The organism is Ruegeria sp. B10 (assembly GCF_056539825.1).
Genome location: NZ_JBQFVP010000002.1, coordinates 342,880 through 358,769, shown reverse-complemented (window position 1 = coordinate 358,769; position 15,890 = coordinate 342,880). Strand labels below are relative to the sequence as shown.

Genomic DNA, 15,890 nt, shown 5'->3' with positions numbered 1-15,890 from the left:
CATTGAAGAAGCTCGGGCAAGTTGAATAGTTATGCTTACGGGTAATAGCGTCTTGTGAATGGACCCTCCGGCTCGTTGCCGGCACTTCCTTCTACCAATATGAATTCCCGCTATTGGCAAGTACACCGCACAAAGCTGCGGTGTTTCCGCATCTGGCTGCCACTTTTGGGGTGAGGTCGATGTCACTCAATATGCGTCTGACAGTACCTTTGGCGCAATTCGGCCTCGGTGACGGTTTGGATCGCACTGCTAGCTTGGATCCTGTTCGGGCTGATGCGCCATGTAAACTTTGACAGCGCCTACAGTTTCTCGTGTTTGCTGAACTACAACGCGATGTTCATTGCGATCGCGCTGGGCATATGTTTCGTGATCATGACTGGGAGGAGTGATCTGTCGGCCGGATCCGTTGCGGCCTTTACGTCGGTTGTTGCGACGTATCTCAGCCCAAACGCAATTCAGGTTGCGCTGCCGGGGGCTCGCCGGAGTCTTTCTGGCCTCGGGTTTTGGAGCCGGACAACCCTTAGAGGGCATCGGATGGGAATTGTCGGCCATCGCGTCCGTCGAGGTGGGCGGCACTTTCTTGACGGGTGGGATGGGTTCGATCCCTGTGACGATGGCCGGTGCGCTGCCGTTGGTCTTCAACGTTCCAAACTTTGAAAACGGCCAGGGTACCATCAGTTTCAGTGCCCACGGGCAGATGGTAGTACGCGGAGGCTTTCTATTTGCGGTCATCCTTTTAAAGTCTCGGGTTATTGCCAGGCAGCAGAAGGTCTTGGGTTCATGAATCGCATAGAAAGTGTTTCAGCGCGGCTGTTCAACGTTCCGCTCGCAGAGGTCTTGGTCGATGCCAAACATGGGGATCACACGTTTTTTCAGTTGATCACAGTCACCATTCAAACCTCGGATGGAGTCGAGGGGGTCGGGTATACCTATACGGGGGGCAAGGGTGGTCATGCCATTCTGGCGATGATCCAACATGACCTGGCACCGTTCCTCGTAGGACAAGACGCTGAACAGATCGAAAGCCTGTACGACGCCATGCAGTGGCATGTGCACTACGTCGCGCGGGGCGGGATCGCCTCGTTTGCCATCTCAGCCGTGGATATTGCATTGTGGGACATTCGCGGCAGAACGCAGAATGCGCCATTGTGGCAGATGGCGGGCGGAGCGTCTAAACGGTGCAAGGCCTATGCCGGCGGGATCGACCTGAATTTCTCGCTAGAGAAACTGCTGCGGCAGACCGAAGGCTACCTTGCGCGCGGGTTCAACGCGGTCAAGATCAAGGTCGGTCAACCAGACTTGGCCGACGATCTTGCACGTGCCCGGGCAGTGCGCGAGATGCTGGGGCCGGACCGGTTCTTCATGGTCGATGCGAATTACTCTATGACCGTCGAACAGGCCATCGTGGCTGCCAGAGGGTTTGCCGACTGCGATATTTTGTGGTTCGAGGAACCGACTATTCCAGACGACTACAAAGGTTATGGCCGAATTGTCGAAGCGACGGGCGTTCCCCTCGCCATGGGTGAAAACCTGCACACCATTCACGAATTCGAATACGCCTTTGATGACGCGAAGCTGAGTTTCATCCAACCCGATGCCTCAAACTGCGGTGGGATCACCGGCTGGCTGCGCGTGGCCGCGCTGAGCGCACAGCACGGCATTCCGGTTTGCAGCCATGGGATGCAGGAGCTGCACGTCAGCCTTGTTGCCGCGCAACCTAACTCAGGCTGGCTAGAAGTACACTCATTCCCGATAGACCAATACACGACCCGTCCGCTGGTTGTGGAAGACTGTCTGGCCGTGGCCCCGGATACCCCGGGGACCGGAGTGGAATTCGACTGGGACAAACTGAATGCGGAACACAGGGAGATGCATATATGACGACCCAGACGATCTCTGCGGCATACTACAGGGGCGATAAGAGCTTTGCTGTAGAGCAAGCCCAAGCGACGGATCCGGGTCCCGGCGAGGCTGCCATTCGCGTTGCCTATTGCGGGATTTGCGGGACGGATATGCACGTCTACCACGGCAACATGGATGCCCGTGTCGGCCTGAACCGGGTGATTGGGCATGAGATGTCAGGTGTCGTCGAAGCGGTGGGCGAGGGCGTCGATACGGTTGAACCCGGCCAGAAGGTCGTTGTCCGACCGCTTGATCACTGCGGAGAATGCCCCGCTTGCAAACGTGGGCATCAGCATGTCTGTCAGAACCTCAAGTTTCTCGGCCTCGACACCGATGGCGCCATGCAAGAGATCTGGACCGTTCCAGCCCACACTTTGCACGTTCTGCCGGATGACTTGCGCATGGATCACGCGGCGCTGATCGAGCCGGTCGCTGTTGCCTGCCACGATGTGCGGCTGTCCGGCTTGCAAACAGGAGAGGACGTTGTCGTCATTGGCGGAGGCCCGATCGGCATTCTGGTTGCTATGGTTGCGCGGGATGCGGGTGGAAATGTCGTGATTTCCGAAGTGAACCCGAACCGTCTTGCGATTGCTGAAAAACTTGGCTTTGACACGATCAACCCAACCGAAACCGATCTGGTGTCCACAATCAACGCGCGCACGGGCGACAAAGGTGCGGATGTGGTTTTCGAGGTGTCGGGAACGCAGCCCGGTGTTGATGCGATGACCGCCGTTGCCGCGACGCGGGCTCGGATCGTGATGGTCGCGATCCATGCTCAAAAGCCCCAGATCGACCTGTTCCAGTTCTTCTGGCGAGAGCTGCAACTGATCGGTGCTCGGGTCTATGAGCCAGAGGATTACGAGAAAGCCATCGCAGTTGTCGCCTCGGGCGGAGTAGACGCGGATGTCGTGATTACTGACATCAGCCGTCTGGCAGACATTCAAGCCGCGTTTGAAGCACTGGATAGCAGTCCAACCGCAATGAAAAGCCTGATCGAAGTAGGACCCCGTTCATGAGTGTTTTGCAAAGTTTCGACCTGACGGGAAAGACGGCTCTTGTGACAGGGTGCAAAAGCGGTATTGGGCGGGGCATGGCCGAGGCATTGGCATCGGCCGGAGCCGATATCATCGGAGTGTCCGCCTCGCTCGAGCTGTCCGGGTCGGATGTCGAAAAAGCCGTGACTGCGATCGGGCGCAAGTTCCGGGCTTACCAATGCGACTTCTCGGATCGCGCCGCGCTGCATGGGTTCGTTGAACAGTTGAGGGCCGACGGGCAAACCCCTGATATCCTTGTCAACAATGCTGGCACAATCAAACGCAAACCCGCCGCCGAACACCCGGACGACTGGTGGGACGAAGTGATTGAGGTCAACCTGTCCTCGCAGTTCGTTCTGTCTCGCGAGATTGGCAAGGACATGCTGGTGCGCGGCTCTGGGAAGATCATCTTCACTGCATCGCTGCTGACATTTCAGGGCGGCATTACTGTGCCGGGTTACGCGGCCTCGAAAGGTGGGATTGGACAGCTGACCAAGGCCTTGGCCAACGAATGGGCTGGGAAGGGCGTGAATGTGAATGCGATCGCGCCTGGCTATATCGCGACCGACAATACCCAAGCCCTGCGGGATGATCCGGTCCGGTCGAAGTCGATCCTCGAACGAACACCCCAAGGCCGTTGGGGTACGCCTGATGATTTTGCCGGACCGGTGGTCTTTCTGGCCTCTGCCGCGTCTGACTTCGTCAACGGTGAAATCCTTGTAGTCGACGGGGGCTGGATGGGGCGGTAGCACTGCCAACGCCCCATTTAATCCAAAGTCTCATGTCCCGATGTAGTGCACCTTCAATCGGCGTGTCTTGGCTGCTTCCCGATGTTCGAACAGGTATAGGCTTTGAACGCGGCCCAGCGGAAGCTGTCCCTGTTCGACCGGGATGGATATCTGAGTTTGCGTCAACAGCGCCCGCAGATGCGACGGAGCGTTGTCGTCCTCGGTCGGACGGTGGTGATACTTGCCTGGTGACTTGGGTACGAGTTTTTCGAAGAACGTCTCGATATCCTTGACAACCTCGGGATCAGCATTTGCCTGCACCAACAGCGCAGCACCCGTGTGGACGCACCAAAGGGTCAGCAGGCCCGAGACAAATTCATGTTCGGACACTGCACACTGAACCATCCCGCTGATGTCGGTGATGGATTTGCCGGGCGTTTCAATGGACAGGTCGAAAAACTCTTGCTTCATCCAGCTGGCCCCTTTTTTGATTTAAGGCGAACGCGCCCAGCTTTCTACACTCCGCTTGGCGTTCAGTAGCGGGGTTCAAGTATATGATTTTGAACGCATATTGACTGTGCCCTTATGCAAACAGACTTTTGAACTTGTCCACACACAGACGAAAACCTTCTTCGAAGTTTCCGTTGCCGGGGTGATAAACACTCTCGAAGGAAATGACGCCATCAAAGCCGTCCGATCTGAGCGCGTCCGCGATGGGTTGGAACAGAGGCGCAAGCTGACCTTCCCCCATACGGCGCACTTCCAGCGTCGCCCTCGGCGTGTCGACCTTTACGTCCTTGATGTGAATGTGACCCAAGTAGCCGCCACGCAGTTCTTCATAACCGTCCGGGTATGCCAGTTCATGGCACCAGCAGTTGTTTCCCGGGTCCCACAGCACTTTCAAACTGTCTTTTGCGTCTAACTCGTCGATCAGTTTGCGGGCTGTATAGTTGGAATTGACCAGCGTACCGTTTCCCGTTTCCACGACGAGAGTCACGCCCTCAGCTCTTGCCAGTTCAACCGCCGGCGCGACCAGCGGCGGCATCGAGTCCCATACCCCATGCGCCACGTTCCACTTCTCGGCGCCGTTTTGTCCCCAGAGTATCTGCTCCTTTCGTTGCGTCATGATCCGAACGAGCGGAGACCCAACAACATGAGCCATGTCAATCACGCGTTTCAAAGCGTCCATGTGCCGAGTGTGCAGGTCGTCGCCGGGTCTGTTGGCAGCTGTCATCCCTGCAAAGATATGGCGCGACAGACACGACACAGGTTTGCCCCGGTCGCGCAAGAGCGCGTCTATCTCGGCAATTTCCTGCGGGGAATGGTCCCCGACCTCCGTATCGCCAACGAACTGAAGCTCCGCATAGTCCAGACCGAATTCGTCCATTACGTCCACGGCATGCCGCAGATCGCGGGAAATGCCGTCGCAAATTACACCTAATTTCATGTCCGGTCCCCTCAGCGATGCAATTCAGCGCCAACGATCTCTTCGATGACGCGGGTACATACCCAGTTGTCGCCGTTCGGGTATTTGGTTTTTCCGGCGTGAAAGATCTGCATTGCGGACGAGGCAGTATGCATGGGAACGCCCAACGCACCGGCCAGTGCCAGAGAGATCGTCAGATCCTTATGCATGGTTGCGATATGACTGCCGGTGGCTTCGAACTTGCGATCAATGATGTTTTCAAGGGCGGTATTCACGACGCCGCACCCAGCGCTAGAGGACGAGAACACATCAAGCAATGCCTGACCGTTGACACCGGCTTTGGCCGCGAGAGCCGCAGCCTCGAACGTGGCGGAAAAGATCGATCCGATAAGGGATTGTAGGCAGGCTTTCACGGTTTGCCCGTCGCCTGCGTTTTCTCCGACCCGATGAATGGTTGCCGACACTGCCTGCATGACTTCGGCGTTTCGGTCCAGCACATCCGAAGCTCCGGCAGCCATCATCGTCAATGTGCCGTTCTGCGCGCCGGGAAAACCACCCGAAACCGGGGTGTCGATCAGGTGGATGCCCGAACCCTCCATGTCTTGCCCGATAGCGCTTGCTTCGGCCGGGGTAATGGTCGCCGACAGGATGACCGTTCCGCCTTTGGCCATGTTCGCAACTAGGCCATCTTCACCCAGAATGACATCGCGGGCCTGATCTCCATTCATCACCATGACAAACACAGCGGTGGCGCGACGGCCGACTTGTCCCACGCTTTCCTTGGTCAAGCCGCCCATGTCGGTAAATGCCGTCATGCGCGTCTCGCTCAGGTCGAAACCGGATGTTTCAAAGCCATTCTTGATCAGGTTTTTGGCAAGGCCGCTGCCCATGTCGCCAAGACCGACTACGCCTGCTGTTTTCATTTAGAAACCTCCCGTTTTTCCGCCATTTCCGTATGGCAGACGTTTCGAAAAATGATGCCCAATCGCATCGGTTTTCGCGGGAGTTTCACGCGTCTTGAGCAGACGTCGGGCGAGTCCGGAAGACACCCCGCTGCCCGTTTACGTACCGTAAGTAAACGAAGAATGCGGCGCTCAGGCAAGGAAAGAAGTGTTGCGGGCGGAAAGAAACTGTCTGATCCGACGCGTTACGAGAATGCCGCCATTATGCCGCGTAGTTCTGCCAGCCCGCGCATTCGTCCGATCAGCGGATAGCCGGGAGTGCTGTGTCCGCCCAGATCGCTCAGCAGTTCTTGTCCGTGGTCGGGCCGCATCGGAATTTGCCAGTCGCTCCGCCCTTGGGATTTGCGGCGTCGTTGTTCGTTCATCAACTCGCGAATGGTGCCGACCATGTCGGTGTCGCCCTCCAGATGCGGGGCCTCAAAGAAATCCGGCTTCTGGCTGTCTGATCCGGCGATGCGTTGGGTATTCCGCAAGTGAACAAAGTGAATCCGGTCGCCATGCCTACGCACGAAATCCGGCCCGTCGAATTCAGGGGACACTCCCAGCGATCCGGTACACAAGGTTGCGCCGTTCGCCAGCAAATCAACCGCATGCAGAACGGCGCCGTAGTCATCGGTGCTGGACATGATCCGCGGCAGACCGAGCAACGAGAACGGCGGATCATCCGGATGACAGCACAAGCGCAAATCCAGTTCTTGGGCGACTGGGGCGACCTCAGACAGGAAGTCAATCAGGTTTGCGCGAAGCCGGTCACGGTCGATATGTGCATATGTCTGCAACAAAGCGCGCACGTCCTGCACGCTCCACTGATCGTTGGCGCCGGGCAGCCCCGCAGTGACATTGTGTTGCAATTGGGCCTTGGATTCATCCGACATGCGCAAGAAGCGATCCCTGGCCGTTTGCTGGACATCGCTGGAATAGTCTTCGGTCGCGCCCGGACGTTCGAGAATATAAATGTCGAAAGCGGCAAAATCGGTTAGGTCGAACAGCATGGCCGTTCCGCCATGCGGCTGCGGGGCGCGAAGGGCGGTGCGCGTCCAATCCAGGATTGGCATGAAGTTGTAGCAAATGACTTTGATGCCACGGGCGGATAGAGCCCTGAGGCTGGATTTATATGCCTGCAGATGTTCGGTCATGTCTATGGATTGCGTCTTGATCGCTTCGGAGACGGGCAGGCTTTCGACAACGTCCCAACTGTACCCGGCAGCGGCCAGAACGGCCTGCCGATCGGCGATGCTCGGTTCGTCCCAAGGCTGTCCCGGCGGGACGTGATGCAACGCAGTAACGATGCCCTGAACTCCGACTTGATGGAGATCGGCCAGAGCGATCGGATCATCGGGTCCGAACCAACGCCAGCATTGTTTCATGGCAGCCATCCTTCATACAGCGGGTGATCGGGCTTGATGGAAAGGGCAACACGCTGCCCGGTACGCGCCGCGTGATAGATCGCCGTCACAAGGCCGATGGATGCAGCGCCGTCCCGCAGCGTAACGGCCGAATTTGCCTCGGACCGCAGCGCCTTGCCGACTTCGGTAAAGAACCCTTCGAAACCTGTTGGCTCGGCAGCGGCGGCTGCAAGAGCCTCGTCGATAGCGGCTTGATCCACCGGGTCCCGCGCAACGAATGTCCAGGGCGTTTGACCCGGGGCATAGGGTTCCGTGCCTGAGGTGGCGGTCACCTTTTCAAAGACGAACCGCAGGCGGGTTTCGTCCGTGGCGGCGCCTAGTGTGATATTGCTTGTGCACAATGCTCCGGAAGTCATGCCAAAGCAGATCGCTGCGCAATCTTCGGTCTCGATCGGGTTGACCCGCGTTGTAGCCATTGCGGACACCCAAGCGATATCACCCGCAATATGAGTCAGCAGATCATGGTTGTGGATGGCATGGCCAAGCACTGCGCCGCCGCGTTCACCGGCCCATGTTCCCCGCCACGGAACCGCGTAGTAATCTGCCCCTCGGGACCAATGAGTTTCAAGCGCGGCGGTTTGGACCGCTCCGGTCAGGCCTGCGCGTTGCAGGTGGCGCAATTGGGCCAGTGACGGACCCCACCGGTATTGAAAAACCGGAAACACATGCTTGCCCGCGCTGTGGGCGGCTGCCGTGATCCGATCCACATCCTGCATCGAGGTCGCAAGAGGCTTTTCGCAGACAACGTGTTTTCCTGCGGCCAGTGCGGCAAGGGTGGTCGGTACATGCAGATGGGGCGGCAGGCAGATGTCGATGACATCAATCGCCGGATCATCCAGTGCGTCCTGAATGTTGGTGAGAGATCGAAAATCCGAGTTCTGTCGAATCCGTTCGATCCGGTCCGTATTCTGGTCGACCACAGCGGCTACGCGGAAGTCGCGGTCAAGCCGTTCCAGTGCGCTCAGATGTTGCGCACCGATACCTGCGCCAAGGATCGCAACGTTGATCATCCGCGTTCCGCCATTTCCTGCGCGTGCAGTGCCAATTCCATGACCGTAAAGCAGTGGGTCTGCGTCATCGCGGTTTCCGTCCGGTTGCGGATGTCATCGGCGAGGCGCGAAAAGTAGGGAAGGCCGGCGTCAGATGCGTCGATCTTTTGGCAGGTTTCACCATTGACGAGGATCAGATGGTCCGCCCCTGAGGCCCCACCCACATCAACGTATTTCCGCAATTCGATATAGCCTTCGGTGCCAAGGATCGTCAGACGACCATCCCCCCAGTTTGGCAGTGCATCCGGTGTATACCAGTCAACCCGGATGTACCCGGTGCCATTCTCGCTTCGTAGATTGACCTCGCCAAAATCCTGCAATCCGGGATCGTTGGGGTTTGCGTAGTTTGCCACATAAGCGTTTGTGATTTCTGCGGATTCCGAACCTGTGTAGTGCAAGAACTGATCGATCTGATGCGAGGCGATGTCGGTCAGAATGCCGCCATAGCGTTCACGCTGAAAAAACCATTCGGGCCGGGTTGCCCGGTTCAATCGGTGGGGGCCAAGTCCGACCGTCTGGATCACGCGCCCGATGGCACCGGCCTCGACCAACTCGGCCGCTCGGGTGCTGACGGGCGTTTCAAACCGTTCGGAAAAATTCACCGACCAGATGCGGCCGGTGTCCTTGACTGTTCGCTTGATCTGGTCGAGTTGTTCGAACGTCGTGCAGCCTGGCTTGTCGGTCATGACATCCATGCCGTTTTGCATGGCCCGGATCGTCAAGGCAGCTCTATCTGCCGGGATTGCGGAAATCAGCGCTAGATCCGCCCCACTGGTTAGGGCGTCTTCCAGTCGGGCCAGCCGCGGAATATCGGGAAACCTTTTGACGTAGCCCGGCAGCGTTTCCGGATCGCCTTGTGTCCAGTAGCCAACGCAGTCCACGCCGATTTTACGCATGTTTTCCGTCATGCCATAGATATGTCGGTGGTCCAGGCCAAGGGCGACGCAGGTCAGGCTCATGAGATGACTCGTGTTTTCTGGCCGGTTCGATTGGCGATCTGCATCGCGTCGATGACGGCGTGGGTCAAAAGGGCATTGCGTCCGGTTGCCATGGGCCGCGTTCCACCGGCAACGGCCTCAGCGAAATCCTCGATGACCGACTGGTGCCATGCATGGGTGAACGCCATGGGATCGGCCCCTCCGCCTGTGGCGGACCTTTCGCCAACATTGGATTTCTGACCATCCAAAGTGGTCAAGGTCATGACTCCTGACTCCAGATGCGCCTTGGCGCGCGTGCCCTGGATCGTGATAGATTCAGCGGCCCCAGGATATTCGGCAGTAGTCGCCATCAAAGTACCCACTGCGCCGCTATCCATTTCAAAGAGTGTACCTGCCCAATCTTCGGCCTCGAGATCGTGCAACGGAGTTTTTCTCATCATGGCTTGAATGTCCGAGATCGGCCCCAGCAGCCACATCGCGAGGTCAAGCGTATGGATTGCCTGCGAAATCATGACACCGCCTCCGTCACGTGCATAAGTGCCGCGACCTGGCTCGTCATAGTAGCTCTGATCACGCCACCAGGGGACACGGATCTCCACGGTGGCGATCGTGCCCAGTTCCCCCTGTTCAATGGAGGATTTCAGCGCCTGCGATGCGGCGCGGGCACGGTGCTGAAAGACGATGCCCAGCGGCACACCAGACACCTCGCACTGCTCGACAATGGCTGTCGCGGCGTCCAGCGTTCTTTCGATAGGCTTTTCCATCAGGATAGGTTTCGAAGCGGTCGAAAGAACCCGAACCAACTCTGTGCGCTGATCAGGCGGGGTTGCAATGATCGCAAAGTCGACGTTTGAGTCGTTTGCGATTTCCTCGACCGAACTGAACGCGCGGGTGTCGTTTCGCTGCGCGAAATCAGCTGTTTTTTCAGGATTGCGCCCTAGGACGCCGGCAAGATTGAGGCCTTGCTCCGATGCCTGAATGGCAGCGACATGCGTGCCCGAAACCATCCCCAAACCAATCAGCGCAATATTCATTCATTCCCCCGGATCACCCTCTCAGTCTGCGGGTTCGAACGGGAAAGATGCAACCATTAAAAACTGTGTTAACAATTGCGGGCAGCAGCATCGGAGGCAGAATTGACTGGTAATTTGAATGGGATGGCAGAAGACCTGTACCTGGGCATCAAGGACCTCCCGATCGTGTCTCCGCATGGTCACTGCGATCCGGGGTGGTTTGCAACCGATGCGCCGTTTACCAACCCGGCAGAGCTGCTTGTGGTTCCCGACCATTACGTGTTCCGTATGCTCTATTCGCAGGGCGTACCCTTGTCCGAACTTGGCGTTGGGGAAGAGGGGCGAAAGAAGGATCCTCGCGCCGTTTTTCGCACCTTTGCCGAACACTGGCATCTGTTTCTGGGAACGCCGTCCCGGATATGGATGAACTACGTGCTGCATGAAACGCTGGGCGTGTCTGAGGAGTTGTCTTCGCGCACAGCAGATCTGATCTACGACAAGATCGCCGAAAAGTTGGCGCAACCCGATTTTCGTCCGAGGGCTTTGTTCGACAAGTTTGGAATTGAGGTTCTGGCCACCACGGATTCCGCTCTCGGCGGCCTCGCGGAGCATCGGGATGTCCGTGAAAGCGTTTGGGGCGGGCGGGTTATTCCGACGTTCCGCCCAGACGGGGTTTTGGATGGGGCGGACCCGGAGTTCTTGCAAAACCTGAACAAGTTGGCCGAGCTGACAGGCTGCGATCTGGGCAGCTATGATGGCTACCTCAATGCGCTGCGAATGCGGCGGGCTTACTTCATCCAGCTGGGCTGTACGGCCACCGACCACGGTATCGAACGCGTGCAGACTGAGTGGCTGGACGACCCGGATGCGCTGTACCAACGGCTGAGACGGCAGGACGGGACTGAACATGATGCTCGACGGTTCTACGGTCATATGCTGATCGAAATGGCGCAGATGTCTGTCGATGATGGTCTGACCATGCAGATACATGCGGGTAGCAAGCGCAACACGAACGACGCAGTAATGCGGGACTTCGGACGTGACAAGGGGGCCGACATCCCAATCGCGATGGATTGGGTCACGGGCCTTGAGGCGCTGTTGAACCGGGTCGGAAATTCGCCGGAACTGCGGATCATTCTCTTCACATTGGACGAAAGCACCTATGCCCGTGAACTGGCGCCAATGGCGGGGCATTGGCCGTGCCTTCGGATCGGTCCGCCTTGGTGGTTCCACGACAGCCCAGCCGGGATTGCGCGGTATTTCGATCAGGTCGTTGAAACGGCCGGATATTATAATCTGGCCGGGTTCAATGACGACACGCGGGCTTTTCTGTCCATTCCTGCACGGCACGACCTGTGGCGACGGGGTGTTGCGATTCATCTGGCCGAGCAGGTTGCGCGTGGTTACTTCGGTCGGGACAGTGCCGAGCATCTTGCACGGTTGCTTGCGGTCGATCTGGCGAAACAGGTTTACGGATTGCAAAGCTAGATGGGTACTATTCTTCACTTCGGCCTTGGAAACTTCGCCCGGGCGCATTTGCTGGACTACACCGATCAAGCGGGGGGATGGGACGTTGTCGGCGTCAGCCTGCGTTCATCCTCGGTTCGGGATGGATTGGCCCGACAAGGTTTCGAGTACGATTTGTGCGTACAGGGGCAGGGCGTCCGGCGCATCAAAACTCTGCGTGACGTTCTGGTCGCGCCCAATGATCGCGCAGCGATTTTCGATGTGATGGCGGATGCCGAGATCATCTCGGCGACCGTCACCGAGAAAGGTTACCACTTGGACGCCGCGGGCAATCTGAACCTTCAGGACCCGGCGATTGCCGCCGATCTGGCGGGGCAGGGGCCTGCGACACTGATCGGGTTTCTGGCTTTTGGCCTTGCGGAACGGCGCAAGCCAGTAACGGTGCTAAGCTGCGACAATCGCATGGAAAACGGCAAAACGCTCGAAACGGCAGTTGCCGATTTTGCGGAAGCAGCCGGTCTGGACATGGATTGGGATGCTGTTCGCTTTCCTAACGCGATGGTCGACCGGATCACCCCGGCCACCACGGACGCCGTTCGCGCAATCAGCGGCGATCCTATGGCTGTTCCGACCGAGGCGTTCTCGGAGTGGGTGATCGAAGATAGTTTTGCAGGCCCGCATCCGGATTGGCCAAACGTGCAACTGGTCGATGACGTGGCTCCGCACGAGGTGCGAAAGCTGCGCATGCTGAACGGGGCCCATTCCCTGTTGGCTTATGCCGGGTTGGAGCGGGGCCTGACCTATGTCCACGAAGCGGTTCGAGACCCGGTTTTACGTCCGCTGGTTTCCGAGTTGATGAAGGACGCGGGTGCAACGCTGCCTGCAGCGCTACAAGCACAAGCTCCGGATTATGCCGAGGCTCTGTTGCAGCGCTTTGAAAACCCCGAGCTGGCGCACCGTCTGGACCAAATCGCGATGGATGGCAGCCAGAAGCTGCCGTATCGGTTTGTTCCCACACTCCGTGAGACCGGATCTCAGGCGGCGATTGCGGGGATTCGGGCCTGGATCTCCTATTGCATCTCCGAAACTGCGAAAGGTAAGGCGCTGAACGATCCTTGTGCGTTGGAAATCGCCTCGGCCGTCAAGCAGGCAGATCCGATAGTACCACTTTTGGGCCTTGTCGGAGCTGAGGATCTCGCGCCACTTATCCGGGAATGATCGCGCCGCGGAACTGAACAACGGTGGACGCCAGATTGTGTCCGACCATCAGGGCCTCGGCCTGCGATTTTCCCGTAAGCAAGGCCGCGAGGTACCCACCGTTGAAACTGTCGCCCGCCGCTGTGGTGTCCAGCACACTTTTGGCAGGTTCATAGGTTTGGTCAATGTTCTGACCGATGGACAGAGGGCCGTTCTCTCCGCGTTTCAAGGCACCGACACCGTGATGATCGGTAAATCGTACCGCCACCTGATCTGCGCTTTCCCCGAACAGCGCCATCTCGTCGTCAATGGACGGTAGGGCAATATCCGCACGCTGCCAAAGCCTTTGGTTGATCTGCCGGGCGTGTTCGACGCTGTCCCAAAGACGAGGACGAAAGTTGCTGTCATAGACCAACCTGACTGAAGAGCCTTCGAGCCAATCCAGAAGCGCAAGCCTCACAGATTGCGGAAGAATGGCCACCGAAATCCCTGACAAGTACAGCACATCGTAACCGTTCAGAAGGCTGAAGTTGTGATCAGCAAAAAGCTGGCGGGCGGCCGCCTCGCTGCGCCAATAGGTAAAGCTGCGTTCACCGTCCGCAGATGTCGTGATCGCGTATAGTCCCGGAGAGGCGTTCGGAATGATGCGGATGCCAGATGTCCTGATGCCATGACTGGCAATAAAGCCGGCGATGCGCTCCGAGAATGGATCGTCGCCCAAACATGTCACATACTCCACCTGCAGATCCGGAGCGGTGCGGTGCATGTAGATGGCCGTGTTCAGCGTATCGCCCGCGACGCCCACCTTTGCGCCGGTCTCTAGCATGGACAACTCGATCATTGCTTCACCGATGCAGGCAATTCGCGTCATTTCTTTTCTCTTTTCCAGATGATGAGCCCGGCGGCCATGATCAGCGCAGCCCCTGCCAACGTGAATGCGTCCGGTACCGTGTCAAAGAAAAGGTAGCCCCAGATCGCAACGTAGATCAGGAACGAATAGGTGAATGGCATCAACTGGTTCGCCGTTCCGAACCGATGCGCGTTCGTCAGCAGTTGATGCCCGCACCAGCCAAAGACGCCAAGACTGATCAGGACTATTAGGCTCCACGTGTTTTCCGGCTGGACCCAAAACCAGATGGCGAAGGGCAGCAGGACCACTGTCCCAGTAAGCCCGAGGTAGAATTGCATGGTGTCCACCGCAACAACCCCGGAAAGCCTGCGCGTCATGATCGAGTACAAAGCCAAAGCGGTGGCATTGTAGACGATCAGCAGCATGGTCAGATGAAAGGCCGAACCAAACGGCCGCACGACAACCAACACCCCTAGGAAGCCCAGAATGATAGCCGCCCAACGCCATGGTCCCACTCTCTCCTTCAACACGAAAACGGACAGGAAGCACACGATGACCGGGCTTGAGAACATGATTGCCGACACGACGGTCAGAGGCAAAAACCGCAGGGCATAAAAATTGAAAACGGTTGCCGAGATCAGCAGCAAGGCCCGGCTAATGACCTGCCATGGATGGTCGGTCTTGAAACGGCTGGCCTCAATCCCGCCCTTGGCGATCACACCTACTGAGATCACGAAGTGCCCTGCATAGCGCATGAACGCCAACTGAAATGCCGGCACGCCGGCCAATGCCAACCACTTGGCCCCAAGGTCAACCAGCGAAAAGAACAGCCACGCCGTCAGCATCAGCACGATGCCAAGGCGCGGCAGGTCCGCATTGGGGTTGGCGGTGACGGCCATCGATCAGGTGTTGAAACGCTTGACGTAATAGTCAACCATCTGGCTGACCATATCATCCGCCTGACCGTTGTCGCGCGCGTCATTCAGCGCCGAAAGCGCGCACTGCGACATCACGCTGGTAACGCCTGCATCGCGCGCCATACGGTCATAATACCCGAGGTCTTTTGCCGCGTTCTTGATGGCAAAGGCCAGCTGGTTTGGGTCATTCTCGACGCCGTAGGCTTTGACGAAATCCATCATTCCGGAATGCAGCGGCCCAGCGGCCATAACGTCATACACCTGCTTGCGGTCAACTCCGGTGATATCTGCCATGGCGAAGGCTTCGGCCATCGCGTTTGCGACGGTCATTCCGAAGAAGTTGTTGATCAGCTTGATCGTGTGTCCGGAGCCAACGGGGCCAAGGTAGAAAACGTTTTCGCCCAAATCCTTCAGTGTAGGCTCGGCCTTGTCAAAGGCGGCCTTGTTGCCGGACGTCATGATGTTGAGCTTACCTTCTAGCGCGTGCGAAGGCGTCCGACCAAGCGGCGCATCCAGGTAGCTTCCGCCAGCTGCGGCAACCTCCTCGGCCAAGGCGCGTGTGCTGCCTGGAAGCGAGGTGCCAAAGTCGATGACGACCGCCCCGGGTTTCAATCCCGCAATCACTCCATCTGCGCCGCGCATACGGCCCTCGACCTGTTCCGAGGTGCCCATGCAAAGCATCACGATGTCGCTGGCCTGAGCCAGCTCTTGGGCGTTTTGCATCTCGCGGGCGCCCCGGTCAATCGCGGCGTCCAGGTATGTGCGGTCGCGGTTTCCCAATACAGCGACCGAGTATCCTTGGTCCAACAGTCGGCTTACCATGGCTCCGCCCATTAGTCCCAAGCCGATAAACCCGATTGATGGTTTGCTCATTGGTTTCCCTTTCCGTGAATGTGTCTGGTTTTCATTCTTGTGGCTGGTGCGGGCGGCTTTGCAGTTTGAATGCTCATATTGCCCGGCGGATAATCATTGGTCTTTGTGTGGTCCGGTATTTGCCGGGC

Annotated in this window: 15 protein-coding genes and 1 pseudogene; 6 read left to right on the top strand and 10 right to left on the bottom strand. The window is 57.9% G+C overall.

Annotated features, from left to right (window positions below; all coding sequences use genetic code 11):
* Positions 1-273 precede the first annotated feature (273 nt).
* From ACR0J4_RS04145 to ACR0J4_RS04130, 4 genes are all read left to right on the top strand, one after another.
* On the top strand, positions 274-657 hold the full coding sequence (locus ACR0J4_RS04145; RefSeq protein ID WP_480668306.1) for a hypothetical protein: 384 nt from the start codon (positions 274-276) through the stop codon (positions 655-657).
* Between the two features lie 123 nt (positions 658-780).
* Positions 781-1,881 (top strand): mandelate racemase/muconate lactonizing enzyme family protein, encoded by a 1,101-nt coding sequence (locus ACR0J4_RS04140; protein WP_170642407.1) that lies wholly within the window; start codon positions 781-783, stop codon positions 1,879-1,881.
* Entirely contained in the window at positions 1,878-2,918 is a 1,041-nt protein-coding gene (locus ACR0J4_RS04135; protein ID WP_170642405.1) for an alcohol dehydrogenase catalytic domain-containing protein, read from the top strand. The genes ACR0J4_RS04140 and ACR0J4_RS04135 overlap by 4 nt, the downstream gene beginning before the upstream one ends.
* Positions 2,915-3,685: an SDR family oxidoreductase gene (locus ACR0J4_RS04130; RefSeq protein ID WP_170642403.1), complete on the top strand. Its 771-nt coding sequence runs from the start codon at positions 2,915-2,917 to the stop codon at positions 3,683-3,685. The genes ACR0J4_RS04135 and ACR0J4_RS04130 overlap by 4 nt, the downstream gene beginning before the upstream one ends.
* Positions 3,686-3,715: 30 nt before the next feature.
* Here ACR0J4_RS04130 and ACR0J4_RS04125 read toward each other — a convergent pair whose 3' ends face one another.
* From ACR0J4_RS04125 to ACR0J4_RS04095, 7 genes are all read right to left on the bottom strand, one after another.
* Complete coding sequence (locus ACR0J4_RS04125) at positions 3,716-4,135, bottom strand: secondary thiamine-phosphate synthase enzyme YjbQ (protein ID WP_170642401.1); 420 nt, start codon at positions 4,133-4,135, stop codon at positions 3,716-3,718.
* A gap of 112 nt (positions 4,136-4,247) precedes the next feature.
* Positions 4,248-5,111, bottom strand: coding sequence for a sugar phosphate isomerase/epimerase family protein (locus tag ACR0J4_RS04120; RefSeq protein ID WP_170642399.1), 864 nt, complete (start codon positions 5,109-5,111; stop codon positions 4,248-4,250).
* Between the two features lie 11 nt (positions 5,112-5,122).
* Positions 5,123-6,013: an NAD(P)-dependent oxidoreductase gene (locus ACR0J4_RS04115; RefSeq protein ID WP_170642397.1), complete on the bottom strand. Its 891-nt coding sequence runs from the start codon at positions 6,011-6,013 to the stop codon at positions 5,123-5,125.
* Positions 6,014-6,237: 224 nt separating this feature from the next.
* Positions 6,238-7,419 carry a mannonate dehydratase gene (gene uxuA, locus ACR0J4_RS04110; protein WP_170642395.1) on the bottom strand — a complete coding sequence of 394 codons (1,182 nt, stop codon included), beginning with the start codon at positions 7,417-7,419 and terminating at the stop codon, positions 6,238-6,240.
* Complete coding sequence (locus ACR0J4_RS04105; protein WP_170642393.1) at positions 7,416-8,468, bottom strand: Gfo/Idh/MocA family protein; 1,053 nt, start codon at positions 8,466-8,468, stop codon at positions 7,416-7,418. Before ACR0J4_RS04105 ends, uxuA begins: the two co-directional genes overlap by 4 nt.
* Positions 8,465-9,466 carry a Gfo/Idh/MocA family protein gene (locus ACR0J4_RS04100; protein ID WP_170642391.1) on the bottom strand — a complete coding sequence of 334 codons (1,002 nt, stop codon included), beginning with the start codon at positions 9,464-9,466 and terminating at the stop codon, positions 8,465-8,467. The genes ACR0J4_RS04105 and ACR0J4_RS04100 overlap by 4 nt, the downstream gene beginning before the upstream one ends.
* On the bottom strand, positions 9,463-10,479 hold the full coding sequence (locus ACR0J4_RS04095; protein WP_170642389.1) for a Gfo/Idh/MocA family protein: 1,017 nt from the start codon (positions 10,477-10,479) through the stop codon (positions 9,463-9,465). Before ACR0J4_RS04095 ends, ACR0J4_RS04100 begins: the two co-directional genes overlap by 4 nt.
* Before the next feature lie 123 nt (positions 10,480-10,602).
* On the opposite strand from ACR0J4_RS04095, the gene uxaC reads away from it, so the two are divergent.
* Together uxaC and ACR0J4_RS04085 are read left to right on the top strand one after the other, a co-directional pair.
* A complete protein-coding gene (uxaC, locus tag ACR0J4_RS04090; protein ID WP_170642522.1) occupies positions 10,603-11,946 on the top strand; it encodes a glucuronate isomerase in 1,344 nt (447 codons plus the stop codon).
* The gene (locus tag ACR0J4_RS04085) at positions 11,947-13,143 is read left to right on the top strand and encodes a mannitol dehydrogenase family protein (protein ID WP_170642387.1); all 1,197 of its coding nucleotides are present in this window, start codon (positions 11,947-11,949) and stop codon (positions 13,141-13,143) included.
* Here the strand turns inward: ACR0J4_RS04085 and ACR0J4_RS04080 are convergent.
* From ACR0J4_RS04080 to ACR0J4_RS04070, 3 genes and pseudogenes are all read right to left on the bottom strand, one after another.
* Positions 13,130-13,993 carry a sugar kinase gene (locus tag ACR0J4_RS04080; protein ID WP_170551864.1) on the bottom strand — a complete coding sequence of 288 codons (864 nt, stop codon included), beginning with the start codon at positions 13,991-13,993 and terminating at the stop codon, positions 13,130-13,132. The genes ACR0J4_RS04085 and ACR0J4_RS04080 overlap by 14 nt on opposite strands.
* Complete coding sequence (locus ACR0J4_RS04075; protein ID WP_170551861.1) at positions 13,990-14,871, bottom strand: DMT family transporter; 882 nt, start codon at positions 14,869-14,871, stop codon at positions 13,990-13,992. Before ACR0J4_RS04075 ends, ACR0J4_RS04080 begins: the two co-directional genes overlap by 4 nt.
* A gap of 3 nt (positions 14,872-14,874) precedes the next feature.
* Positions 14,875-15,798: pseudogene (locus ACR0J4_RS04070) on the bottom strand (NAD(P)-dependent oxidoreductase); the annotation flags it as partial.
* Positions 15,799-15,890: the final 92 nt, after the last annotated feature.

Bases quoted from the DNA above. Each gene is read 5' to 3' on its own strand.
- ACR0J4_RS04130 (WP_170642403.1), top strand. From the start codon at position 2,915: ATGAGTGTTTTGCAAAGTTTCGACCTGACGGGAAAGACGGCTCTTGTG.
- ACR0J4_RS04145 (WP_480668306.1), top strand. From the start codon at position 274: ATGCGCCATGTAAACTTTGACAGCGCCTACAGTTTCTCGTGTTTGCTG.
- ACR0J4_RS04105 (WP_170642393.1), bottom strand. From the start codon at position 8,468: ATGATCAACGTTGCGATCCTTGGCGCAGGTATCGGTGCGCAACATCTG.
- ACR0J4_RS04080 (WP_170551864.1), bottom strand. From the start codon at position 13,993: ATGACGCGAATTGCCTGCATCGGTGAAGCAATGATCGAGTTGTCCATG.
- ACR0J4_RS04100 (WP_170642391.1), bottom strand. From the start codon at position 9,466: ATGAGCCTGACCTGCGTCGCCCTTGGCCTGGACCACCGACATATCTAT.
- ACR0J4_RS04125 (WP_170642401.1), bottom strand. From the start codon at position 4,135: ATGAAGCAAGAGTTTTTCGACCTGTCCATTGAAACGCCCGGCAAATCC.
- uxuA (WP_170642395.1), bottom strand. From the start codon at position 7,419: ATGAAACAATGCTGGCGTTGGTTCGGACCCGATGATCCGATCGCTCTG.
- uxaC (WP_170642522.1), top strand. From the start codon at position 10,603: ATGGCAGAAGACCTGTACCTGGGCATCAAGGACCTCCCGATCGTGTCT.
- ACR0J4_RS04140 (WP_170642407.1), top strand. From the start codon at position 781: ATGAATCGCATAGAAAGTGTTTCAGCGCGGCTGTTCAACGTTCCGCTC.
- ACR0J4_RS04095 (WP_170642389.1), bottom strand. From the start codon at position 10,479: ATGAATATTGCGCTGATTGGTTTGGGGATGGTTTCGGGCACGCATGTC.
- ACR0J4_RS04135 (WP_170642405.1), top strand. From the start codon at position 1,878: ATGACGACCCAGACGATCTCTGCGGCATACTACAGGGGCGATAAGAGC.
- ACR0J4_RS04075 (WP_170551861.1), bottom strand. From the start codon at position 14,871: ATGGCCGTCACCGCCAACCCCAATGCGGACCTGCCGCGCCTTGGCATC.
- ACR0J4_RS04115 (WP_170642397.1), bottom strand. From the start codon at position 6,013: ATGAAAACAGCAGGCGTAGTCGGTCTTGGCGACATGGGCAGCGGCCTT.
- ACR0J4_RS04085 (WP_170642387.1), top strand. From the start codon at position 11,947: ATGGGTACTATTCTTCACTTCGGCCTTGGAAACTTCGCCCGGGCGCAT.
- ACR0J4_RS04120 (WP_170642399.1), bottom strand. From the start codon at position 5,111: ATGAAATTAGGTGTAATTTGCGACGGCATTTCCCGCGATCTGCGGCAT.